Annotated in this window: 19 protein-coding genes, 1 other RNA gene and 1 pseudogene; 9 read left to right on the forward strand and 12 right to left on the reverse strand. The window is 67.4% G+C overall.

Features of this window, described 5'->3' with window-relative positions; genetic code table 11:
• Window positions 1-30: 30 nt before the first annotated feature.
• The 4 genes and pseudogenes from AC6HZP_RS01980 to AC6HZP_RS01995 all read right to left on the reverse strand — a co-directional run.
• Window positions 31-963, reverse strand: a pseudogene (locus tag AC6HZP_RS01980) (ABC transporter ATP-binding protein); the annotation flags it as partial.
• Window positions 960-2,150 (reverse strand): ABC transporter permease, encoded by a 1,191-nt coding sequence (locus tag AC6HZP_RS01985; protein WP_497525181.1) that lies wholly within the window; start codon window positions 2,148-2,150, stop codon window positions 960-962. The gene AC6HZP_RS01985 and the pseudogene AC6HZP_RS01980, both read right to left, overlap by 4 nt.
• A gap of 216 nt (window positions 2,151-2,366) precedes the next feature.
• The gene (gene osmF / locus AC6HZP_RS01990; RefSeq protein ID WP_201401865.1) at window positions 2,367-3,278 is read right to left on the reverse strand and encodes a glycine betaine ABC transporter substrate-binding protein OsmF; all 912 of its coding nucleotides are present in this window, start codon (window positions 3,276-3,278) and stop codon (window positions 2,367-2,369) included.
• Between the two features lie 65 nt (window positions 3,279-3,343).
• Window positions 3,344-4,912 (reverse strand): aromatic amino acid lyase, encoded by a 1,569-nt coding sequence (locus tag AC6HZP_RS01995; protein WP_497525182.1) that lies wholly within the window; start codon window positions 4,910-4,912, stop codon window positions 3,344-3,346.
• A gap of 185 nt (window positions 4,913-5,097) precedes the next feature.
• Here AC6HZP_RS01995 and AC6HZP_RS02000 point away from each other — a divergent pair, with 185 nt between their 5' ends.
• The 4 genes from AC6HZP_RS02000 (at window position 5,098) to AC6HZP_RS02015 (ending at window position 8,158) form a co-directional block, all read left to right on the forward strand.
• Window positions 5,098-6,498, forward strand: a complete 1,401-nt coding sequence (locus AC6HZP_RS02000) for a leucyl aminopeptidase family protein (protein WP_497525183.1) — start codon at window positions 5,098-5,100, stop codon at window positions 6,496-6,498.
• 81 nt (window positions 6,499-6,579) lie between these two features.
• Entirely contained in the window at window positions 6,580-6,930 is a 351-nt protein-coding gene (locus AC6HZP_RS02005) for a MarR family winged helix-turn-helix transcriptional regulator (RefSeq protein WP_201404652.1), read from the forward strand.
• Window positions 6,927-7,790, forward strand: coding sequence for a C40 family peptidase (locus AC6HZP_RS02010; protein ID WP_497525184.1), 864 nt, complete (start codon window positions 6,927-6,929; stop codon window positions 7,788-7,790). Before AC6HZP_RS02005 ends, AC6HZP_RS02010 begins: the two co-directional genes overlap by 4 nt.
• A gap of 197 nt (window positions 7,791-7,987) precedes the next feature.
• Complete coding sequence (locus tag AC6HZP_RS02015; RefSeq protein ID WP_497525185.1) at window positions 7,988-8,158, forward strand: hypothetical protein; 171 nt, start codon at window positions 7,988-7,990, stop codon at window positions 8,156-8,158.
• Here the strand turns inward: AC6HZP_RS02015 and AC6HZP_RS02020 are convergent.
• The 7 genes from AC6HZP_RS02020 to AC6HZP_RS02050 all read right to left on the reverse strand — a co-directional run bounded on the left by AC6HZP_RS02020 (window position 8,152) and on the right by AC6HZP_RS02050 (window position 17,781).
• The gene (locus AC6HZP_RS02020; RefSeq protein WP_497525186.1) at window positions 8,152-9,111 is read right to left on the reverse strand and encodes a 2-hydroxyacid dehydrogenase; all 960 of its coding nucleotides are present in this window, start codon (window positions 9,109-9,111) and stop codon (window positions 8,152-8,154) included. The genes AC6HZP_RS02015 and AC6HZP_RS02020 overlap by 7 nt on opposite strands.
• On the reverse strand, window positions 9,108-10,772 hold the full coding sequence (locus tag AC6HZP_RS02025) for an ABC transporter ATP-binding protein (protein ID WP_497525187.1): 1,665 nt from the start codon (window positions 10,770-10,772) through the stop codon (window positions 9,108-9,110). Before AC6HZP_RS02025 ends, AC6HZP_RS02020 begins: the two co-directional genes overlap by 4 nt.
• Before the next feature lies 1 nt (window position 10,773).
• Window positions 10,774-11,922: an ABC transporter permease gene (locus AC6HZP_RS02030; protein ID WP_497525188.1), complete on the reverse strand. Its 1,149-nt coding sequence runs from the start codon at window positions 11,920-11,922 to the stop codon at window positions 10,774-10,776.
• Complete coding sequence (locus tag AC6HZP_RS02035; protein WP_201401872.1) at window positions 11,915-13,027, reverse strand: microcin C ABC transporter permease YejB; 1,113 nt, start codon at window positions 13,025-13,027, stop codon at window positions 11,915-11,917. The genes AC6HZP_RS02030 and AC6HZP_RS02035 overlap by 8 nt, the downstream gene beginning before the upstream one ends.
• 23 nt (window positions 13,028-13,050) lie before the next feature.
• Window positions 13,051-14,907, reverse strand: coding sequence for an extracellular solute-binding protein (locus AC6HZP_RS02040; protein WP_497525189.1), 1,857 nt, complete (start codon window positions 14,905-14,907; stop codon window positions 13,051-13,053).
• A 53-nt stretch (window positions 14,908-14,960) separates the two neighbouring features.
• Window positions 14,961-16,820 carry an extracellular solute-binding protein gene (locus AC6HZP_RS02045; protein WP_497525190.1) on the reverse strand — a complete coding sequence of 620 codons (1,860 nt, stop codon included), beginning with the start codon at window positions 16,818-16,820 and terminating at the stop codon, window positions 14,961-14,963.
• A 148-nt stretch (window positions 16,821-16,968) separates the two neighbouring features.
• Window positions 16,969-17,781, reverse strand: coding sequence for a c-type cytochrome (locus AC6HZP_RS02050; protein ID WP_497525191.1), 813 nt, complete (start codon window positions 17,779-17,781; stop codon window positions 16,969-16,971).
• Between the two features lie 184 nt (window positions 17,782-17,965).
• Here AC6HZP_RS02050 and AC6HZP_RS02055 point away from each other — a divergent pair, with 184 nt between their 5' ends.
• From AC6HZP_RS02055 to AC6HZP_RS02065, 3 genes are all read left to right on the forward strand, one after another.
• The gene (locus AC6HZP_RS02055; protein ID WP_497525192.1) at window positions 17,966-18,712 is read left to right on the forward strand and encodes a 3-deoxy-manno-octulosonate cytidylyltransferase; all 747 of its coding nucleotides are present in this window, start codon (window positions 17,966-17,968) and stop codon (window positions 18,710-18,712) included.
• Window positions 18,713-18,759: 47 nt separating this feature from the next.
• The gene (locus tag AC6HZP_RS02060; protein WP_201401876.1) at window positions 18,760-19,611 is read left to right on the forward strand and encodes a prephenate dehydratase; all 852 of its coding nucleotides are present in this window, start codon (window positions 18,760-18,762) and stop codon (window positions 19,609-19,611) included.
• A gap of 73 nt (window positions 19,612-19,684) precedes the next feature.
• The gene (locus tag AC6HZP_RS02065; protein WP_497525193.1) at window positions 19,685-20,383 is read left to right on the forward strand and encodes an alpha/beta fold hydrolase; all 699 of its coding nucleotides are present in this window, start codon (window positions 19,685-19,687) and stop codon (window positions 20,381-20,383) included.
• Window positions 20,384-20,448: 65 nt separating this feature from the next.
• Here AC6HZP_RS02065 and nudC read toward each other — a convergent pair whose 3' ends face one another.
• Window positions 20,449-21,414 (reverse strand): NAD(+) diphosphatase, encoded by a 966-nt coding sequence (nudC, locus tag AC6HZP_RS02070; RefSeq protein ID WP_497525194.1) that lies wholly within the window; start codon window positions 21,412-21,414, stop codon window positions 20,449-20,451.
• A gap of 148 nt (window positions 21,415-21,562) precedes the next feature.
• Between nudC and ffs the strand changes: the two genes are divergently transcribed.
• Window positions 21,563-21,659: signal recognition particle sRNA small type (ffs, locus tag AC6HZP_RS02075), an RNA gene on the forward strand.
• 125 nt (window positions 21,660-21,784) lie between these two features.
• Complete coding sequence (locus AC6HZP_RS02080) at window positions 21,785-23,596, forward strand: DNA polymerase III subunit gamma/tau (RefSeq protein WP_497525195.1); 1,812 nt, start codon at window positions 21,785-21,787, stop codon at window positions 23,594-23,596.
• Window positions 23,597-23,603: the final 7 nt, after the last annotated feature.

Genomic DNA, 23,603 nt, shown 5'->3' on the forward strand with positions numbered 1-23,603 from the left:
CAGATTACCGCCCGGCAGACCGCCGCAGGTCGGGCCGCCGGCATGCGCGAGCAGGGCGGCGAGCGAAATCCGGCCGCGCGGCGTGCCGTCCTCGGCCGTGACGGGCAGCGCCTCGCGCTGGTGCCAGAGCAGTTCCGAAAGCGCGTCGCGCAACGTCGCCGTCTCGAGGATGGGCGGGCCTTCCGCCGTGCCGGGCTCGACGATCTGCGAGACCGGCGCGAGCGACAAGAGCCGGAACGGCCGGTCGACGCCGTCGACGAGCTTGGCGACGAAGCCGGGCGCGGGCTGCGCCAGGATCTCGGTCGGCGTCGCGTATTGCAGCAATTTCCCCTTGTCCATCACCGCGATCCGGTCGCCGAGATGGATCGCCTCCTCCATGTCATGCGTGACGAGGACGACGGTGATGCCGAGCCTCTGCTGCACGGCGAGGAGATCCTCCTGCGCCTTGGCGCGGATGATCGGGTCGAGCGCGCCGAAGGGCTCGTCCATCAGGAGCAGGCCGGGTTCGGCGGCGAGCGCCCGCGCCACGCCGACGCGCTGCTGTTCGCCTCCCGAGAGCTGGTGCGGGAATTTCTTGGCGAAATCCGCCGGCTTCATGCTGAAGAGCGTCAGGAGTTCGTCGACGCGCTTGGCGATGCGGGCCTGGTCCCAGCCGAGCAGGGTCGGCACGGTGGCGATGTTGCGGGCAACCGTCCAGTGCGGGAACAGGCCGTTGCCCTGGATCACGTAGCCGATGCCGCGACGAAGCTCCTCGCCCGAGACCGAGGCGGCGTCCTTGCCGTCGATGGTGATCGTGCCGGAGGAGGGCTCGATCAGCCGGTTGATCATCCGAAGCGTCGTCGACTTGCCGGAGCCGGAGGTGCCGACGATGACGGTGATGGTACCGCGCTCGACGGAGAAGGAGACGTCGTCGACGGCGGTCTGGTCGCCGAAGCGGCGGCTGACATGCTCGAGTTCGATCAAAGCCGGCGCCTTTCGGTGAGTTCGATGATGGCGTCGAGCAGGATCGCCGCCGTGAAGGCGAGGGCGATCGTCGGCACGGCGCCGAGAAGGACGAGATCGGTCGCCGCCTGGCCGATGCCCTGGAAGACGAAGGTGCCGAAGCCGCCGCCGCCGATCAGCGCGGCGATGGTGACGAGGCCGATGTTCTGGACGAGCACGATGCGGATGCCGGTCAGGATCACGGGGAGCGCCAGCGGCAGCTCGACCTGGAACAGGCGCTGGTGCTTGGTCATGCCCATGCCCTCGGCCGCCTCGACCACCGAGCGGCGCACCTCGCCGAGGCCGACCACCGTGTTGGCGACGACGGGAAGCAGCGAATAGAGGAAGAGCGCGATCAGCGCCGGCGCCGTGCCGATGCCGCGGATGCCGAGCTGGGCGGCGATCGGGAACGAGGCGGCGAACAGGCTGAGCGGCACGATCATCAGCCCGTACATTGCCATCGACGGCACGGTCTGGATGATGTTGAGGACCGGCAGGGTGATGCCGCGCAAGGTCGCGTTGCGGTGGCAGGCGATGCCGAGCGGCAGGCCGACGACGATCGCGGCAGCGAGCGAGCTGACGGCAAGCAGGATGTGCTGCCGCCCCTCGCGCCAGAACTTGTCGGCGTTGGTGGCGTATTCCTTCAGGATCGACAGCCCGTCCCAATGGCCGGAGCCGAGGATGATCGCGACGGCGACCGCAGCCCCCGCCAGCATGCCGAGCCGGGCGAAGGGTCCGAGCTTCAGCTTGGCGATGGCGTCGGTGGTCAAGACCGCGAAGGCGAAGGCCATCAGCCAGAAGCCGGAGGCCGGCGAGACGCGGGCGAAATTGTTGCCGGGCGGCACCACGGTCGCCGGCACGATGCCGATCAGGATGGCAAGCAGCAGCAGCGAGACGACGCCGGTGGCGAGCCGGAGCCAGGCGCCGGTGCGCAGCACGGCGACGATGGTGGCGAGCGACAGGATGCCGATGCCGATCGCCGCCCAGAGCGTCGGCAGCGAGGCGCCGAGGCTGAGGCCCTGGCCGGAGATCAGCCGGTTCGGTTTCAGGGTGGCGAAGGACTGCCAGTCCATGCCGACGATGGCGATCAGCGCCACGACGATGCCGACCCGGTCGAGGCGGGCGGTGAGCGGCACGGGTGGAGCGGCGGTCTGGCTGGCGTCCGTCAAGCCGGTGGGTCCCCTTTGAAGGCAGGCTGCCTCGGCCGTACTGGCGCGTCGAAATCTCGGCGCGGTGCGAGAGGGAAGCTTAGGGCCAATTCCCCGCGCCGCAAGATGATATTGGCTAACGGCAGGTTAACGGATCGCGGCCTGTTAACCCCCGGACGGCGACGGTTTCGCCGTCGTCCGGTTTCACGTGAAGCTCGGCCGGGTCGTGCCGCCGGACTACTTCAGCAGGCCCTTCTCGGTCAGCCAGCTCTTGGCGACTTCCTTGGCCGGCTCGCCGCCGACCTGGATGCGGCCGTTCAGTTCCTGCAGCGTCTTGAGGTCGAGCGCGGCGAACACAGGCGTCAGGACTTCCTGGATCTTCGGGAACTTCTTCAGCACGTCCTCGCGCACGATCGGCGCCGGCGCATAGACCGGCTGCACCGCCTTGTCGTCCTGAAGTACGACGAGGCCGGCGGCCTGGATCGCGCCGTCGGTGCCGTAGACCATGGCGGCGTTGACGCCGTCAGTCTGCTCGGCCGCCGCCTTGATCGTCGCCGAGGTGTCGCCGCCGGAAAGCACGAGCAGCTGCTCGGGCTTGAGCGTGAAGCCATAGGCGGTCTGGAAGGCGGGAAGGGCGGCCGCCGAATTGACGAATTCGGACGAGCCGGCCAGCTTCACCTTGCCGCCGCCGGCGACCCACTTGCCGAAATCCGATAGCGATTTCAGGCTGTTGGCTTCCGCCACCTCGCCGCGCAGGCCGATCGCCCAGGTGTTGTTGGCGGGAGAGGGCGAGAGCCAGACGATCTTGTTGGCGTCGTAGTCCAGCGTCTTCGCCGTCTCGTAGCCCTTGGCGGCGTCCTTCCAGACCGGGTCGTCGGCCTTGTTGAAGAAGAAGGCGGCGTTGCCGGTATATTCGGGATAGATGTCGATCTCGCCGGCGGTGATCGCCTTGCGCACCACCGGCGTGCCGCCGAGCGAGATGCGGTCGTCGACCGAGATACCGTTCGCCTCGAGCACGAGCGCGATGACGTTGCCGAGCAACGTCCCCTCCGTGTCGATCTTGGAGGACACGACGACATCGGCCGCCTGCGCCGTGCCGATGGAGGCGAGGATCGCGGCGGCGGCCACGAGGGTCTTCAAGGCTTTCATGGCGGGGTTCCTAGGGTTGTCGGTTGATCCGTTCCGTATCGATAGTTCTTAGGGTGACGTGCGGGTCAATGCGAGAAAATGAGCTCATCCGTTGTGATGGACTCGTAGAAATTCCTGACTGTTTCCAAGAGCGCCGGCTGAAAAAGGTTGCGCTCGATCGTTTCGATGTCGAGCGAAAGCGCGCGATCCTTGTCGAGGAAGGCAACTTCGGCCCGGACGGATTCATGCACGATCGCCACCAGCCCGGCCGGTTGCAGGCCCTGCATGTCGAGGCCCTGGGCCGCCAGCAGCGCCTCGATCGCCACCATCATCCGGAGCGCCGTGATCTGGCGGTTGAGCCGCTCGACGATCAGCGGCGCGAACATCGCCTCGTCCTCCATGCCGCCGGCGATCAGGAGCGGCATCGCCGAAACCGGCGCCAGTTCCGCCATGACGCGGCTGGCGAGATCGCCGGCGAGCTTCACCAGCGGACCGAAGCCGGTTGCGTCGGTCTCCTCGGAGACCAGGTTGGTCGGCAGCACGCCGCGCCCGCCATTGGCGATCAGCACGATGCGGTTCAGGATGTTGCGGGCGAGATGGGCGAGGCCGGGACCCACCGATTGCAGGGTCAGCGCCAGCTCGAGCGGCAGCGACCCGCCCGAGGTCATCGGGATGCCGTCGATGACGACGGGATTGTCGTCCGGCCGTGCCGTCGCCGCCTCGACGGCGGCGGCCGCGAAGGCGACGACGCCGGCCGAGGCGCCGAAGATCTGCGCCATCATCCGCAAGCTGAGCGGATCGTGCAGATGCGTTGCCGGCGACCAGGGAAAGGCATCGGCGACGGCGGTGAGCACCGCCCCGGCGGCCGCCTCGCGCGGCGAGCCGATCCGCATGGCGACCCGCCAGGGCTCGGGCGACGCCCGCAGCGCCGCCGCCGCGCTCGATCCGGTGGCCATGGCGACGCGCACCGTCTGGGCCGCCTCGATCAGGGTCGCCCCGGCGCTCGCGACCGTCAGCGCGTTGGTGCTGACGGCGGAAAGCGCATCCTTCAGCCGGAACACATGCGGCGTGAGGCCTGCCTCGCGCAGCGCCATTTCGGCCGGTTTCAGGACGCCGCGATGGAACACCTGGCCCTCGCCGGCGAGCGCCGTCGCCACCTGGCTCATCAGCCCGATGTCGGCGGCGCCGATCGAGCCGAGGCGGCGCACGACGGGGACGATGTCGGCATCGAGCGCCGCGACATAGGCGCGGACGAGATCGGGACTGCAGCCGACCATGCCGGAGAGCGCGGTGTTGACGCGGATGGCGATACCGGCGCGGACGATTTCGGGCGCCAGCGGCTCGCCGACGCCGAAATGATGGGCGCGGACGAGATCGGTGCGGTCGGTCGAACTGGTCAGGGCGACCGCACGATCCTTGATCGCGCCGACGCCGGTCGTCACGCCATAGAGCGGACGCCCGCCTTCGACCGCCCCGCGCACCGCCTCATAGGCGTTCTGCACTTCGACGAGGCGAACTTCGCATGGCACGACATGCAGCAGTCCGCGCCCGATCAGGGAAAGCGTCGACAGGCGGAGGGTCGAGCCGTCCAGGACGATCGTGTCGCGCTGCGATCCGGTGGCGTCTCCCAGCAATATTTCGGCGGCAGGCGGCATGATGTCCTTGTGATTGGGCGGTTTGGCTGCGGCCCCAGGCCAGCTTAGCGCAAAATTCGCGGCAGGAGATCACCCCTGTCGCGCCGCTTCGTCTTCCGCGCGGCGACGCCGAGGCCGATTGATCCCGCCGTGGCGCGGGGCCATGATCGCCGCCCATTTCGAATCGAGCGCCAAGGACCCGTGCCGTGACCGACAGCCTGATCGACAGTTCCGACGTTGCGATCCCGATCCATGCCGTCGAGCCGGACGGGCTGGAGGCGCTGCTTGCGTCGATCGGCGAGGTCGAGGCGGCCTGGGCGCGTTCGACCGGCTTCGACGCGGCGGCCGGCGCCGTCACCATCATCGCCGACGCCAAGGGCGTCATCGGCCGGGTCCTGTTCGGTCTCGGCCGGGCGGATGGCCGCCGTCGCGCGCCGCTGATCACCGGCAAGCTCCCGAACATCCTGCCGCAGGGCGACTATCATTTCGTCACCGACCTGCCGGATCCCGCGCTCGGTGCGCTCGGCTGGGCGCTCGGCAATTACCGCTTCGAGCGCTACAAGACCAACCCGGCGCCGGTGCCCCGCCTCGTCGTTCCCGCCGGCGTCGATGCCGGCCGGGCCCGCAGCATGGCCCGCGCCATCACGCTGGTGCGCGATCTCGTCAACACGCCGGCGAGCGACCTCGGCCCGGCGGAACTGTCCGAGGCGGTGCATGCGCTCGGCGCGCGCTTCGGCGCCTCCGTCAGCGAGATCGTCGGCCGCGACCTCCTCTCCGCCAGCCTGCCGATGATCCATGCGGTCGGCCGCGCCGCCGACGTCGACCGCGCGCCGCGTCTCGTCGATCTCGTCTGGGGCAATCCCGAGCATCCCAAGGTGACGCTGGTCGGCAAGGGCGTCACCTTCGATACCGGCGGCCTCGACATCAAGCCGTCGAGCAGCATGCTCCTGATGAAGAAGGACATGGGCGGCGCCGCCAACACCATGGGCCTCGCGCACATGATCATGGACGCCAAGCTGCCGGTCCGGCTTCGCCTGCTGGTGCCGACCGTCGAGAATGCGATTTCCGGCCCCGCCTTCCGCCCCGGCGACGTGCTGCGCTCGCGCGCCGGCGTGACGGTGGAGATCGGCAATACCGACGCCGAGGGGCGGCTGATCCTCGCCGACGCGCTGGCGCTGGCGGCGGAAGAGAATCCGGCCCTGCTGGTCGATCTCGCGACGCTGACGGGCGCCGCCCGCGTCGCCCTCGGTCCGGAGATCCCGGCCGTGTTCACACATGACGAAGCGCTTGCCGCCGATCTTGCCCGTCATGCCGAGGCGTATTCCGATCCGCTGTGGCGGCTGCCGCTCTGGGCGCCCTATGAGGCGATGATCGATTCCAAGATCGCCGACATCAACAATGCCGGCACGGGCGGCTTCGCCGGCTCGATCACGGCGGCGCTGTTCCTCGATCGTTTCGTGCCCAAGACGATCCCGTGGATCCATGGCGATATCTATGCCTGGAACCCATCCGGCAAGCCCGGGCGGCCGGAGGGCGGCGAGGCGCAGACCATCCGCGCGCTGTTCGCCCTGATCCAGGAGCGGTTCGGGTCCGGGGTAGCATCCTGAGCCCAGGACAACCCTTGTCGACAGCGTCGGACCCGGCTTAAATAGAACGGGTCCGAAACGATTGCGGATAGGGGAATGTTCATGCCCGTCGAACTCAGGCCGTTTCAAGCGCTGCGCCTCTGGCATGACGTGACGCTGGACCTGGTTCGCGACGGCGGGCACGATCTGTCGGCGCGGCAGATGGCCGTCCTCCTGACCGTCTATCTCGAAATGCCGCCGCACACGGTGCGCGGCCTTGCCGCCAAGCTCGGCGTCACCAAGCCGGCGATCACGCGCGCGCTCGACACGATGGGCCGGCTCGGCCTGGTCAGCCGGCATCGCGATGCCAGGGATCGCCGCAATGTCGTGATCCAAAGGACCGTCGCCGGCGCGCTCGCCGTCGAGCGTCTGGGCGACGTCGTCATCGCCCGCCACAAGGAATTGCCGCTGTGACGCTGGACCCTCGCCTCAACGCGTTTCGCGCCGATCTCGCCGATGCCAGGCTCGAGGGACAGGTGCAGGCGGCCCGCTTCGTCACCGGGACCAGCCGGCGCGTGACGGAGCCCCGGACCGCCATTCGCCGCGCCCCGCGGCCGGACGCGCCCATCGACAGCGAGGCGCTGCGTGGCGAGACGGTCCGCGTCTTCGAGACGACGGACGAAGGCTGGTCCTGGGTCCAGCTCGAGACGGACGGCTATGTCGGCTTCGTCGCCGCCGACGCGATCGGTCCGCTCGATCCCGAGCCGACGCACCGGGTGACGGCGCTTCGCACCTTTGTGTATCCGGCCGCCGACATGAAGCTGCCGCCGGTGGCAACGCTCTCGATCGGCAGTCGCCTGGCGCTCGGCGAGACGGCGGAGACGCGGGGAACGCCCTATTTCCGGCACGCCGACGGTAGCGGCGCCGTCATCGCCCGCCATGTCGAGGCGCTGGACCGGCCGCCCCAGGCCGATTTCGTCGCGGTCGCCGAGCGGTTTCTGGAAACGCCCTATCTCTGGGGCGGCCGGTCGGCCTTCGGCATCGACTGCTCGGGGCTGGTGCAGCTTTCGCTGGCGGCGGCCGGAATTGCGGTCCCGCGCGATACCGACCAGCAGCAGGGCGCGATCGGCTCCCTGGTGGAAGGCGGGCTGGGCGGCGCCTTGCGGCGCGGCGACCTGATCTACTGGAAGGGCCATGTCGGCATCCTGCGCGACCCGGCGACGCTGCTGCATGCGAGCGGTTTCCAGATGGCGGTGGTCTCGGAACCGCTCGCCGAGGTGCTCGCCCGCTACGACCGGTCGGGCCTTGATGTCACGGCGGTTCGCCGGCCCTGACCGGTTGGCTGTGGTCTGTCCTCCGCTGACGCAGGGCCATACTCCATTTGGGGTATGTCCGCTTCGTACATTTTCCCTAGTCTCGTAATGCTAGCCGAATGTCACGCGTCCATAGGGACGCTCGCCTCGGTCGGCGGCGATCCAGCACGACGGATGGGATACGGGAAATGCAGAGAACAGCCCGGTATATCGAGGAAATGACGGAGCAGCTGAGCGAGCTCGCCAAGCGCAACGAGTTCCACGACCTTGCCTATTTGCTCAGCGTTGCGTCCGCCGAAGCGCGCGAAGCCGCCGAACAGGCCAAGGTGCGCGCCGCATCGGCGGATCTTTCCGAGAGTCCGGCCGTCCTGACGTTCGGCGCTCAATAGCCGCGCGCGACGTCGACCAGATTGGGCAGGGGCTGCCCGGCCTCGAAGGCGAGAATCTGCCGGTGGATGCCGTCGGCGAGCACGCTCGCCTCGCTCGAAGCCGCGACATGCGGCGTCACGATCACGCGGGGATGACTCCAGAACGGGCTGTCGGAGCCAAGCGGCTCCGGCTCGAACACGTCGAGGCTGGCACCGATCAGGCGACCGTCATCGAGCGCCGCCAGAATGTCCGCTTCGACCTGCAGCCCGCCGCGGCCGGCATTGATCAGCATGGGGCCACCGAGCGCTCCGCCCTTGGCGAGGCGATTGAACACCGAGGCGTTGAGGATGCCGCGCGTATCCGGCGTCAGCGGCACCAGGGCGACGAGGATGTCGGTGCGGCCGAGGAAGGCGGTGAGGCCGTCCTCGCCATGGAAGGTCTCGATCCCTGGAACCTGCTTCGGTGAACGGCTCCATCCGGCGACCTGGAAGCCGAGGCGGGCGAGCACTTCCGCCGCGTCGCGGCCGAGCTCGCCGAGCCCCATGATGCCAACCCGCACATCGTGCGCCACCGGCTGGCGCAGCTCGCGCCATTTGCCTGCCGCCTGCTGGCGGGCATAGGCAAGGTGCTGGCGGTGGTGCAGCAGCACCTGCAGCGTCACCCATTCGGTCATGCGGGTGGTCAGGTCCGGATCGACGACGCGGACGATCGGCACGTCGGGCAGGGCTTCGTTGCCGACGACATGGTCGACGCCGGCGCCGAGCGAGAACACCGCCTTCAGGTTCGGCAGGTCGGCGAAGGCCTCGGCCGGCGGCCGCCAGGCGAGGACATAGTGGATCGCCGCGCGGTCCGGCACGTCCGGCCAGATCGCCAGCGGCCGCTCCGGCTCGCCGGCGAAGGGAACGGCCCACGGCCCCGGCGCCCAGTTGCCGGAGGCGATCAGGACGCCGGGCAGAACCTTCTTCTCGGTCATTGCGAAACGATGCCTTCCGGGGCCGTCTCGATCGAGAAGGCGGCTGCGATGAGGGCGCGGGTATAGTCGGTTTCCGGCGCCGTGAAGATCTGTTCCGACGTGCCGCGCTCGACCACCTTGCCGCCGCGCATGACGATCACCTCGTTGGCGAGCGCGCGCACGACCTTCAGGTCATGGCTGATGAACAGATAGGCGAGGCCGTGCCGCTTCTGCAGGTCGCGCAGGAGGTCGACGACCTGCGCCTGCACCGACATGTCGAGCGCCGAGGTCGGTTCGTCGAGCATGACGAATTCCGGCTCCAGCACCATGGCGCGGGCGATCGCGATGCGCTGGCGCTGGCCGCCGGAGAATTCGTGCGGATAGCGGTGGCGCGTCGCAGGATCGAGCCCGACTTCTTCCAGCCCCTGCGCCACCTTTCGTTCGCGCTCGCGGAAGGAAAGCTGCGGCTCGTGCACGCGCAGGCCCTCGGCGATGATCTCGCCGACCGACATGCGCGGGCTGAGCGAGCCGAACGGATCCTGAAAGACGATCTGCATGTGCCGGCGCAGCGGCCGCATCGCCTGGAAGCCGCGGCCGTCGATGCGTTCGCCGCGGAAGTCGATCGCGCCCTTCGAGCTGATCAGCCGCATGATGGCGAGGCCGAGCGTCGTCTTGCCGGAGCCGGATTCGCCGACGACGCCGAGCGTCTGGCCGCGCCGGACCGACATGTCGATGCCGTCGACGGCCTTGACGTTGTCGACCGTGCGGCGGAACACGCCGCGCTTGATCGGGAACCAGACCTTGAGGTCCTCCGTCGCGACGACGACCGGCGCCGTGTCGTCGGCCGGCGGCGGCGCGCCCTTCGGCTCAGCCGCCAGCAGGTGCTTTGTATAGTGGTGCTGGGGGTGGTCGAAGATTGCCTTCGTCGGCCCCTGCTCGACGATCTTGCCCTTGGTCATCACGCAGACCCGGTCGGCGATCTTGCGCACGATGCCGAGGTCGTGGGTGATGAAGAGCAGCGCCATGCCGGTGCGGGTCTGGATCTCCTTGAGCAGCTTCAGGATCTGCGCCTGCACGGTGACGTCGAGCGCCGTCGTCGGCTCGTCGGCGATCAGCAGGTCCGGCTCGTTGGCGAGCGCCATGGCGATCATGACGCGCTGGCGCTGGCCGCCGGAAAGCTGGTGCGGATAGGCGTTGAGGCGCTTCTCCGCGTCGCGGATGCCGACCTCGGCGAGCAGCTCGAGAATGCGCTGCCGCGCCGCCTTGCCCGACAGGCCGCGATGGATCGTCAGGATCTCGCCGATCTGCTGCTCGATCGTGTGCAGCGGATTGAGCGAGCTCATCGGTTCCTGGAAGATCATCGTGACGTCGTTGCCGCGCACCTTGCGCAGCTCACGGTCGCTGACCGTCAGCAGGTCCTTGCCTTCCAGCAGGATCTTGCCGGTCGGATGCTCTGCGGACGGGTAGGGCAGGAGCTTCAGGATCGAGAGCGCCGTCACCGACTTGCCGGAGCCGGATTCGCCGACGAGCGCGACGGTCTCGCCGCGCCCGACGGTGAAGGAGATGCCGTCGACGGCGACGGTGCGGTTCTCGCCCTGCAGGAAGTGGACCGAGAGGTCCTCTACGGAAAGCAGCGGCTTCGCGGACGGATCGGCGGTCATGGTCTGGGTCTTGTCCATCATCTCAGCCGAACGTCTTTCTGGGGTCGAAGGCGTCGCGCACGGCCTCGCCGATGAAGACGAGCAGGCTCAAAATCACCGAGATGACGACGAAGCCGGTCAGGCCGAGCCACGGCGCCTGGAGGTTGTTCTTGCCCTGCGCCAGCAATTCGCCCAGCGACGGCGAGCCGGGCGGCAGGCCGAAGCCGAGGAAGTCGAGCGAGGTCAGCGTCGTGATCGAGCCGTTCAGGATGAAGGGCAGGAAGGTCAGCGTCGCCACCATGGCGTTGGGCAGCACGTGGCGGACGATGATGGTGCGGTTCCTAACGCCGAGCGCGCGCGCGGCGCGGACATATTCGAAGTTTCGGGCTCGCAGGAATTCGGCCCGCACCAGCCCGACCAGCCTTACCCAGGAGAAGAGCAGCAGGATGCCGAGCAGCACCCAGAAGCTCGGCACCAGGATCGAGGCCATGATCAGCAGGATGTAGAGCTCGGGCAGCGACGTCCAGATATCGATGAAGCGCTGGAAGATCAGGTCGAGCCAGCCGCCGAAATAGCCCTGCACGGCACCGGCGAGGATGCCGATCGCCGAGGAGACGATCGTCAGCACCAGGCCGAACAGCACCGAGAGGCGGACGCCGTAGAGCAGGCGCGCGACGACGTCGCGGCCCTGGTCGTCGGTGCCCATCCAGTTGAAATTGCCGAGCGTGCAGTTCGGATCGGCGTCGCCGAGCGGATAGGCGCGGCAACGGTCTTCCTTCGGGATCAGCCACCACGGCGGCGCCGGCGCCGGCGTCGCCATCTCGTTGTTGACGGTGTCGAAGGAGTAGCGGATCGCCGGCCAGATCATCCAGCCATTGGCGTTGATCTCCTCCTGGATGAAGGGATCGCGGAAATTGGTCGTCGCCAGGAAGCCGCCGAACTTCTCCTCCGGATAGTCGGCAAAGACCGGCAGCAGCAGCTCGCCTTTGTAGGAGGCGATGAGCGGCCGGTCATTGGCGATGAAATTGGAGCCGAGCGTCAGGGCGAACAGCGCCAGGAAGATCCAGAGCGACCAGTAGCCCCGGCGGTGGGCCTTGAAATTGCGCCAGCGGCGGAGGTTGAGCGGCGAGAGCGACAGGCGGGTCGGCTCGATTTCGCGGGCTTGCACAGAGACATCGGTCACGTCAGACATCCCGCCGTTCGAAATCGATGCGCGGATCGATCCAGGTGTAGGTGAGGTCGGAGAGCAGGCCGATGACGAGCCCCATCAGCGAGAAGATGAACAGCGTCGCGAACACCACCGGATAGTCGCGGTTGATCACCGATTCGAAGCCGAGCAGGCCGAGCCCGTCGAGCGAGAAGATCGTCTCGATCAGCAGCGACCCGGCGAAGAAGGCCGAGATGAACGCGCCGGGGAAGCCGGCGATGACGATCAGCATCGCGTTGCGGAACACGTGGCCGTAGAGCACCTTTCGTTCCGAAAGGCCCTTGGCCCGGGCCGTCACGACATATTGCTTGCGGATCTCGTCGAGGAACGAGTTCTTGGTGAGAAGCGTCGTCGTCGCGAAGGCCGAGAGCGACATGGCCGTGATCGGCAGGGCGATGTGCCAGAAATAGTCGACGATCTTGCCGCCGAGCGACAGGCTGGAGAAATTGTCCGAGGTCAGTCCTCGCAACGGGAACCAGTCGAAGAAGCTGCCGCCGGCGAACAGCACGACGAGCAGGATGGCGAACAGGAAGCCGGGGATCGCATAGCCGACGACGATCACCGCCGACGTCCAGATGTCGAAGCGGGCGCCGTCGCGCACCGCCTTGGCGACGCCGAGCGGGATCGAAATGCCGTAGGAGATCAACGTCATCCAGAGCCCGAGCGAGATCGAGACCGGCATCTTCTCCTTGATCAGGTCGAGCACGCCGATATCGCGGAAATAGCTCTGGCCGAAATCGAAGCGGAGATAGTTCCAGATCATCAGTCCGAAGCGCTCCAGCGGCGGCTTGTCGAAGCCGAACTGCTTTTCGAGCTTGGCGATGAATTCGGGATCGAGCCCCTGCGCGCCACGATATTTCGACGAGACGGGCGCACTGCCCAGCGTTCGGTCGGTGCCGCCCATGCCGGCATCGGCGCCGCCCCCGCCGCCGATCCGGCTGGTCGCCGAGACGTCATTGCCCTGCAACTGGGCGATGACGCGTTCGACCGGGCCGCCGGGAGCGAACTGCACGATGATGAAGCTGATGGCCATGATGCCGAAAATCGTCGGGATCATCAGCAGGAGGCGTCGGAAAATATAGGCTGCCATCTCGTTCCTTAATCAGCCTTCCCTTAACCAGCCTTGCCGATGGCGGCGGCCCGCTCGGGATCCTGCCACCACGTCATTTCCGGCGAAAAACCATAGTCGGGCTTCGTCTCCGGCCAGGCGAACTTATCCCATATGGCGACGCGATGCGCCTCGGAGAGCCAGGCCGGAAACCAGATATGCAACGATCGCAGCACGCGGTCGAGCCCGCGCATCAGCGTCGTCAGCTCGGCCCGACTCTGGACCGAGGCCGCCCGCGAAACCAGCGCATCCACGACGGGGTGCTTGAGGCCGGAAAGGTTGGAGCCGCTCGGCACATCGGCGCTGATCGAGCCAAAGATTTGTTCGATGCCGTCAATCGGCGTCGCGTCAAACATGATCCGCGAGGCCATGATGTCGTAGTCGAAGGCGTTCTGGCGGCTCTGATACTGGGCGGCGTCGACCATCCGCAGCGAGGCGTCGACACCGATCGCCTTCAGATTCTCGATCAGCGGCGAGAGCACGCGCTCGAATGCCTGCGACTGGATCAAGAATTCGAGCGTCAGGCGTTCGCCGGCGGCGTTGACCAGGCCGTTGCCCTGGCGCTGCCATCCCGCCTCGGCGAGCAACGTCGTCGCCTGGCGCAGCAGGTTGCGGTCGCGCCGGCTGCCGTCGGCCACCGGCGGCATCACCGCCTCGCCGAACGCCTCGGCCGGCAGCTGGGCCCGGAACGGTTCGAGAAGCGCCAGCTCGTCGGGGGAGGGAAGGCCGCTCGCGGCGAAATCGGAGAACTGGAAGAACGAGGTCGCGCGCACATAGAGCCCGAAGAACAGGTTCTTGTTGGTCCAGGGAAAATCGAATGCCATGCCGATCGCCTGCCGCGTGCGCGGATCGGCGAACTTTGCGCGGCGAAGGTTGAAGAAAAAGCCATACATGTCGGGCCGGCGTTCGGCCGGGAAGGAGGGCTTTTTCACGCGGCCGTCGCGCGCGGCGGGGAAGTCGTATCCCGTCGCCCAGGTCTTCGACGACGGCTCCTCGCGGAAGGTGAGCTCGCCCTTCGCGAAGGCCTGAAACTGGACTTCGTCGTCCTGGTAGAATTCGAGGCGGATGCGGTCGAAATTGGCGCTGCCGACGACGACGGGCAGATCCTTCGCCCAATAGTCCGCGACGCGCTCATACTCGATCGAGCGACCGGGGCTGATCTTGCCGACCCGGTAGGGGCCGGAGCCGAGCGGCGGCGTCATCGTCGAGGCCTCGAAATCCCGTCCGGCCCAGTCGGCTCTGGAGAATATCGGCAGCGACGACGCGACGAGGATCGGAACCTTGCGGTTCTGCTTGCCGGAAAACACCACCGTGACGGTGTGCGGATCGTCGGCGGTGACGGAAACCATCTCGCGGATCGTTTGCGCGATGTTGGGATGGCCCTTCGCCTTCAGCGTCTCGAACGAGAACACGACGTCGTCGGCGGTAAGCGGCGTGCCGTCGTTGAACCTGGCTTCCGGCCGCAGCCGGAAGACATGGCGGTTTCCGTCCTCCGAGACGGCGATGCTTTCGGCCACGAGACCGTAGACCGAATCGGGTTCGTCGGCTGCCGCTACCATCAGCGTGTCGAAGCAGAGCTCGATCCGGGGCGGCGCATCGCCCCTGAAGGTGAAGCCGTTCAGCGTGTTGAAGGTGTAGGCGTTCTGGTTGTAGTACCAGCTCGGCGCCGAGAAGACGAAGCTGCCGCCCTTCGGCGCTTCCGGGTTCAGATAGGCGAAGTGCTTGAAATCCGGACCGTATTTGAGCTCTCCGAACACTGAGAGCCCGTGCCGTGGCGTGGCGGCGCCGGTCTCCTCGGCGGCGAAGGCGGCATGGCCCGGGCCGAGCAGCGGCACCATCGCGCCTGCGGCCGCACCCCTCATCAAGGCGCGGCGCGTCAGGGCCGGAAACGGGGGAAGGCGGGAAGCCGCGCCGCTCAAGGCTTGGCCCCCAGGGCCTTTTCCTTGGCCGGGTCGATCCACCAGGATTCGATGTCGATGCCGGCATATTCGGGCTGCTTGTCGGGAATCCCGAACTTGTTCCAGTAGGCGACGTTGATGGTGTCGCTGAACCATTGCGGGACGACGTAGTAGTTCCAGAGCAGCACGCGATCGAGGGCGTGCGTGGCAGCGACCAGCTCGTCACGGTTCTTGGCGAACACGACCCGGTCGATCAGGGCGTCGACGGCCGGATCCTTGATGCCCATCAGGTTGCGGCTGCCTTTGACGTCGGCGGCGGCCGAGCCCCACATCTCGCGCTGCTCGTTGCCGGGCGAGTGCGACTGCGGGATCACCGTCGAGACGACGTCGAAATCGAAATCGTTGACGCGGGCGACATACTGCGCCGTGTCGACGACCCGCAGCCGGGCGTCGATGCCGATGCGCTTCAGGTTCTGGATGTAGGGGGAGACGACGCGCTCGAAGGACGGGTCGCTTTCGAGGAACTCGATGGTGAAGGGTTCGCCGGTCTCGGCGTTGACCATCTTGTTGCCCTTCAGGACCCAGCCCGCCTCCTGCAGCAGCGCGATGGCCTGGCGGAGGTTGTCGCGGAAGGCCTGCGGCGTGTCGTTGACCGGCAGCTTGAATTCCTTGGTGAAGACCTCGGGCGGAACCTTGTCGCGGACGGTTTCGAGGATCTCGAGTTCCTCGCCCTGCGGCAGGCCGCTGGAGGCGAGGTCGATGCCGGCGAAATAGCTGTTGATCCGCTTGTACTTGTCGAAGAACAGCGTGCGGTTCATCGTCTCGAAATCGAAGACGTAGTTGAGCGCCTCGCGGACGCGCGGGTCCCGGAACTTGTCGCGGCGCTGGTTGAGAACATAGCCCTGCATGCGCCCGGACGAGGCGATCGGGAACGAGTGCTGGACGACCTTGCCGCTCTTCACGGCGTCGAAGTCATATTCCGTCATCCACCGGCCGATGCGGTTTTCCAGCCGGTAATCGTCGAGGCCGCCCTTCTTGAAGGCCTCCCAGGCGGCGTTCGGATCGCGGTAGTAGTCGACCTTGATACGATCGAAATTGTGCCGGCCGACCTGGGTCGGCAGGTCCTTGGCCCAATAGTCGGGGACCCGCTTCCAGACGATCTGGCGGCCGGGGCTCATCGATTCAACCTGATAGGCTCCGGAGCCGAGCGGGATCTCGAGTGTCGACTTCGAGATGTCGCGCTTCTTGCCGCTGGCGTCGGTGCCGTCCCACCAGTGCTTCGGCAGCACGGCGAGATCGCCCATGATGTTCGGCAGTTCCCGATTGCCCGCCTTGTCGAAGGTGAAGGTCACCTCGCGATCGCCGGTGATCTCGGCCTTCACCACATTGGCGTAGTACTTGTTGTACATCGGGCTCTGGGCCTTCAGCGTCTCGAACGACCAGATGACGTCCTCCGGCGTGATCGGCTTTCCGTCATGCCAGCGCGCCGTCGGGTTCAGACGGAACTTCACCCAGCTGTAGTCGTCCGGATAGAGGACCGCCTCGGCGATCAGGCCGTAATTGGTGCCGGCCTGGTCGGTCGCCTGCTCCATCAGCGTGTCGTAGAGCAGGCCGCCGCCGAACTGGGCGAAGCCGGAGGCCGGCGTCCCCTGCACGATGTAGGGGTTGAGGCTGTCAAAGGTGCCGACGGCGGCGCGGTTCGAAGTCCCGCCCTTCGGCGCATCGGGATTGACGTAATCGTAGTGCTTGAACCCGTCGGGGTTTGCCGGTTCGCCGATCAGCGAGGTCGCATGCCGCCATTCCTCGGCCGCCACGGCGCCTGTTGTCGCTGGCAACAGGAGCGACAGGCTGAGCAGGGCGGCGGCGGCGAGTTTCATGGGCGCGATTCTCCGGCGAATGACTCACATTACTAAGGCGGATTACACGCAGGGCAACTCCTGCGTGATCCGCGGCAACCGGCATCGCAACAGAAAAAGGCCGGAGAATGTCTCCGGCCTTTTCTCAGTGTCGCAGTGCTGGATGCGCTCAGGGCGTCGCGGGCTGCTGGGCCGGAGCCGGAGCTGCCGGTGCGGCGGGCGCCTCCGGGGCAGCGGGTGCCGCGGGAGCAGCCGGAGCCTCAGGGGCAGCCGGAGCTGCCGGTGCCTCGGTCGCGGCAGGCGCTGCCGGAGCGGCGGGCGCAGCCGGGGTCTCGGTTGCCGGCGCAGCGGGAGCTGCCGGGGCTTCGGCGGCCGGAGCAGCCGGGGCTTCAGCGGCGGCCGGAGCGGCCTCGGCGGGAGCAGCCGCCTCGGGCTCGGGCAGCGGAACCGGGCTGTGCGACAGCGTGCGGAGATAGGCGATCAGGTTGGCGCGATCTTCCGGCTTCGAGATACCGGCGAAGCCCATCGCCGTGCCCGGCATGTCGGCCTTCGGGTTCTTCAGGAAGTGGTAGAGGTGCTCGTAGGTCCACTTCTTGCCTTCGTCATGCGCGGTCGTCATCACGCCGGAGTACTTGAACCCCTCGGCCGAGCCGATCGGACGATCGATGACGTTGTAGAGGTCCGGACCGACCTTGGTGCCGGCGCCCTCGACGAAGTTGTGGCAGGCGGCGCACTTCTTGGAGACGGCCTCGCCGGCCTCGACCTTGGCGCTCGCGAGCAGGACCGCGACCGGCGGCTCCTGCGCGGCGGCCGGGCCGCCAGCGGCGGCGCCCGGCGCCTCTTCCGCGACCTCGATGATGAAGCCCGGCTTCTCCGGATGGGCTGGCGAATAGATCTCGCCGGCGAAAATGCTCAGCGACATGACCACCAGAAGCGTGAACAAGACCGCGCCGACAATCTTGTTGAGTTCGAATGAATCCATCGATCTAGGCCCCAGGCGATTCAATTAGGCTATGGGAACCGGCAGCCCCATGGCGCCATGCCCCCCTCGTGTGGCGCGGAAACTACAAGCTTTCCAGTGTGTGGCGCAATACGTATGAACGTCCCCAGATTGAGACGTTTTGACACCGGCATGTCGCCATGCCGGGCAAATCAAGGAAAACCCGATGAGTTCTGCCGCCGAGGCCCTCGTCCTTATCCCCGCCCGCATGGCCGCGACGCGCCTGCCGGGCAAGCCGCTCGCCGATATCAACGGCGAACCGATGATCGTGCATGTCTGGCGGCGCGCCACCGAGGCGCGGATCGGGCGGGTGGTCGTGGCGACGGACGACGCCGGTATCGCCGCCGCCGTGGAGCAAGCGGGCGGCGAGGCGGTGCTGACGCGGGCGGACCACGAGAACGGTTCGGCCCGCATCCATGAGGCGGCCGAGCTGATTGATTCGGCCCGCCGCCATGACGTCATCGTCAACGTGCAGGGCGATCTCCCGACCATCGAGCCGGCCTCGATCGCCGCCTGCTTCGCGCCGCTCGCCGATCCCGCCGTCGATATCGCCACCATCGCGGCGCTGATCGATCGGGACGAGGACCGCACCAACCCGAATGTCGTGAAGATCGTCGGCTCGCCGCTCTCCGCCGATCGGCTTCGCGCGCTCTATTTCACCCGGGCCACCGCGCCCTGGGGCGAGGGGCCGCTGTTGCACCATATCGGGCTCTATGCCTATCGCCGGGCGGCGCTGGATCGCTATGTCGCCTTGCCGCCCTCGGCGCTGGAGCGGCGCGAGAAGCTGGAGCAGTTGCGGGCGCTGGAAGCCGGCATGCGCATCGACGTCGCGCTCGTTGACGCGGTGCCGCTCGGTGTCGATACTCCCGCCGATCTCGAACGGGCGCGCATCCTTCTCGCCGCCCGCCAATGACGCCGGCCGGCTGGACCGACGGCAATCTTGAACAGAAGTCTCACTCCATGAAGAAGATCGTGTTCCAGGGCGAACCTGGCGCCAATTCCCACATCGCCTGCGCCGACGTCTATCCCGACTACGAGGCTGTGCCGGCGCCGACCTTCGAGGATTGCTTTCAGGCGATCGCGCGCGGCGATGTCGATCTGGCGATGATCCCGATCGAGAACTCGCTCGCCGGCCGCGTCGCCGACATCCACCACCTGCTGCCCGATTCGGGCCTGCACATCATCGGTGAGTACTTCCTGCCGATTCGCTTCCAGCTGATGGCGCTGAAGGGCGCGACGCTGGAGACGATCAAGACGGTGGAAAGCCATGTCCATGCGCTCGGCCAGTGCCGCCGCATCATGCGCGAACATGGCTATCGCGCCATCGTCGCCGGCGACACGGCGGGCGCCGCGCGCATCATCTCCGAATCGGGCGACCTGACCCGGGCCGCGCTCGCGCCCCGCTTCGCCGCCGAGATCTACGGTTTGGATATCCTCGCCGAGAACGTCGAGGACGCCGCCCACAACACGACGCGCTTCGTCATCCTGTCGCGCGAGCCGCAGAATGCCGCCTATGGCGCCGGGCCGGTGATCACGACGTTCGTCTTCCGCGTCCGCAACATTCCGGCGGCGCTCTACAAGGCGCTCGGCGGCTTTGCCACCAACGGCATCAACATGACCAAGCTCGAGAGCTACCAGCTCGACGGCCGCTTCTCGGCGACGCGCTTCTATGTCGATGTCGAGGGGCACCCGCAGGATGTCGGCCTCGCCCACGCGCTGGAAGAGCTCGCCTTCTTCTCGGCCGAGCTGCGCATTTTGGGCGTCTATCCGGCGGCGCCGTTCCGCGCCGACGTCGTCGAGCCGCGCGGCTAGTCTTCGAAACGGATCAGGCGCCGGCCGACCGGCGCCTTGTCCGGGCATTGGCCATGCCGTGAGGAGAAGACAGGTGACCACGTTCGTCCTCATTCATGGCGCATGGCATGGCGGCTGGTGTTGGGATCGTGTCGCTCCCCTGCTGGAAAGCGCCGGGCACCAGGTCCATCAGCCAACCTTGAGCGGGTTGGGCGACCGAGCGCATTTGATATCGCGCGGGATCGATCTATCGACGCATATCGATGATATCGCGACCTATGTGAGTGATGCCGGGCTTCGAGACATCACCCTCGTTGGCCACAGCTACGGCGGCTTTCCCGCCACGGCGGCGGCACATCGGCTCGGCCGTCTGATCTCCCATCTCGTGCTGCTTGATGCTTTCCTGCCAGTCGATGGCGAAATGCTGCTGGACCATGCGCCGGCCATGATAGAGCGCTATCGGCAGGCTGCCGAAGGCGATAATGGCTGGAGCATTCCGCCGATCCCATCATCGCTGTTCGGCGTCGCAGCAGACGACCAAAGTTGGGTAGACGCCCGGCTGACCCCGCAGCCAGTCGAAAGCTACTTCGAACGAGTCTCCCTGCCTCAGGCGCTGAACGTGCAGCGGAAAACCTATATCCGCTGCGCGCAAGCGCCCGGCGACTTGCTTGCGACTTCTATCCGGCGCGTGCAATCCGACGCTGGATGGCGCTATCTCGAGATTGACGCGCCGCATGATGTGATGATCACGCATCCCGACTTGCTGGCCCGGGAACTGCTTCACCACGGCTGATTGGACGGAGCCATTACCCCGGTCCGCTCGCCCGCCGTCGCGCCATCCCTGATTGCGTCCGGATCCTAGCCCGCCTCGACCCAGGCGCGGATCAGCGTATGGGCGATCGCCATCCTGGGCGGTGTCGAAAGCCCGTCGGGATGCTCGCCGTCGAGCATGGCGCGCGTCTCCTCGCGCGAGAACCAGCGGCAATCCTCCAGCTCTTCCGTATCCGGCACGATGTCGGTCGAGACCGCCTCGGCGATGCAGCCGATCATCAGCGACATCGGGAACGGCCAGGGCTGGCTGGCGTGGTAGACGACGCGGCCGATCCGGATGCCGGCTTCTTCCTGGATCTCGCGGCGGACCGCGTCCTCGATCGTCTCGCCGGGTTCGACGAAGCCGGCGAGGCAGGAATAGGTGCCGGGGGCGAAGCGCGCCTGCCGGCCCATCAGGCAGCGGTCCCCGTCGACCGCCAGCATGATCGCCACCGGATCGGTGCGGGGGAACTTCTGCAGGCCGCAGTTCGGACAGTCGCGCCGGTAGCCGCCGAGCGCCATGGCGGAACGCGTGCCGCAGCGGCCGCAGAAGCGGTTGGCGGCGTGCCAGTGCAAAAGGGCCCGCGCCTGCGCCAGCGCGCCGAGCGTCGCGGGTTCGACCGTGTCGGAAAGGATGCTGCCGGAAAAGGCGTTGATCGCCAGCGTCCGGAGCGGCACGGCATGGAAGGCGTCGACGTCGAATGAGGTGTCGCTGCCGACGATCGCCGCGATCCGCGGGGCCGAATTCTCCCAGCCGAGCAGGATGGCGTCGTCCATCACGGCGCCCAGCGCGCGCGCTTCCTTCAGGCTGAACAGGCTCTCCGTCGCGCCGCCGGCGCGGATCATCGCCTCGTCGCCGCGCAGCAGATAGACGCGCGCATTCGGATCGGCGAGGGCGGCGACGAGCGTCGATTCGTTGCGCGCCTCGCTGCGTCGGTCGAGCGAATTGCCGGAAAAGCCGACAGTCGTGCTGGGCTCGACGGATGGCAAGCGATCGAAGAAATTACGGGCCATGATGCTGCTGTGGTGTGCGATGAGAGCGGCCGGCGGGCGCCGACTCGAAGGGAATCCGTTGATTACGCCACAGACCCCTTCACCGCGATAGCCCCCGTGCGCGCTTCGGGCTTGCCATTTCGATCGGGAACGACGATATGTCTCCGCGGGAGGTTGGTGGTGGACGAGCCACTCGCCAATCGGGTCAGGTCCGGAAGGAAGCAGCCCCAACGAGCCACGGCACGGGTCGCGTGCCAGCCTCCTACCTTTTCCCCAGCCATCGCGTCAGCCTCGATGACGGCGCGCCCTCAAGGGTGTGCTAAGGTCGAAGAGGCTTGCCCGCGAGGGCGGCGTGGATGGGACCCGGAAGCAGGGGCGGCAACGGCGACGCATGGACGGCGGTGATCTTTCCAGCACACCGAAGGATGGCGCGAACGGCGCCTACCGCGTGCTCGCGCGCAAATACCGGCCGAAAAGCTTCGACGATCTCGTCGGCCAGGAGCCGATGGTCCGCACGCTGAAGAACGCGTTCGAGACTGGCCGCATCGCGCAGGCCTACATGCTCACCGGCGTCCGCGGCGTCGGCAAGACGACGACGGCGCGCATTCTTGCGCGCGGCCTCAACTATTCGATTCCGGGCAAGATCGACCGCCCGACCATCGATATGCCCGAGCTCGGCGTCCATTGCGCCGAGATCATGGAAGGGCGCCATGTCGACGTTCTCGAGATGGACGCGGCGTCGAACAACGGCATCGACAACATCCGCGAGATCATCGAGGCCGTGCGCTACAAGCCGGTCTCGGCGCGCTACAAGGTCTACATCCTCGACGAAGTGCACATGCTGTCGGGCGCGGCCTTCAACGGCCTGCTGAAGACGCTCGAGGAGCCGCCCGAGCATGTGAAGTTCATCTTCGCGACGACCGAGATTCGCAAGGTTCCGGTCACGGTGCTGTCGCGCTGCCAGCGCTTCGACCTGCGCCGGATCGAATCGGACCGGCTGATCGGCCTGTTGCGCTCGATCACCGACAAGGAGCAGGTCGCGATCGGCGACGACGCGCTGGCGATGATCGCCCGCGCCGCCGAAGGCTCGGCGCGCGATTCGCTCTCCCTGCTCGACCAGGCGATCGCGCATGGCGCCGGCGCCATCACGGCCGAGGACGTGCGCGGCATGCTCGGCCTTGCCGACCGCGCCCGCGTCATCGACCTGTTCGAGGCGCTGATGGGCGGCCGCATCGCGGAAGCGCTGTCGCTGCTCAAGGAACAATACGACATCGGCGCTGATCCGGCCGTCGTGCTGCAGGATCTCGCTGCCTTCACCCATGCCGTGACCCGCTTCAAGGTCGTGCCGGACAGCGGCGAGGACGCCGCCCTGCCGCAGGACGAGCGGACGCGGGGCCGTGCGCTCGCCGAGACCGTGTCGCTCCGCGTGCTGGCGCGCGCCTGGCAGATGCTCCTGAAGGGCATCGAGGAAGTCTCCAGTTCGAGCCGGCCGCTCGCCGCCGCCGACATGGTTCTGATCCGCATCGCCCACGCCGCCGACCTGCCGACCCCGGACGAGGCGCTGCGCCTCCTGAAGAGCGGCAATTTCTCCGCCGGCGGCGGCGCACCGCAGATCTCGGGCTCGCCGGGTTCGGCGCCGCAGCCTTCCTCGATCCAGGGCGGCGGTCCCGTCGGTCAGATGCGCACCATTGCCAGCGCGGCGCCGATGTCCGTTGCCATGGCGCAGCCCGCCGGCGCGCCGCAGGCGAAGGCCGAGCCGGCCGTCCGTTTCCAGCGCTTCGAGGATCTCGTCGCCTATGTCGGCCTCAAGCGCGACATCCCGCTGAAGCTGGCGCTCGAGCAACAGGTGAAGCCGATCCGCTTCGAGCCGGGCCTGCTCGAATTCGAGCCGACCGAAGATGCGCCGCGCACGCTGGCGCAGGATCTCGGCCGCAAGCTGACCGACTGGACCGGCGATCGCTGGGTCGTGGCGCTCGGCCGTGGAGCGACCGAGATGACCATCGCCGAGGCGCGCGCCTTCGCCCGCGACAAGCAGCGCTCGGACGCCGCCGCCGACCCGCTCGTCGCCGCCGTTCTCTCCCGTTTTCCCGGCGCCAAGATCGTCGACATCCAGATCCACGGCAATGAAGAGGACGTCGGCCTGCCGTCGCCCGCCGTGCCGGTCGAGAACCCCGACGAAGCGCCCGATCCCGGCGAAGACTGATCCATTT

Source organism: Kaistia sp. SLG-1, from assembly GCF_059699055.1.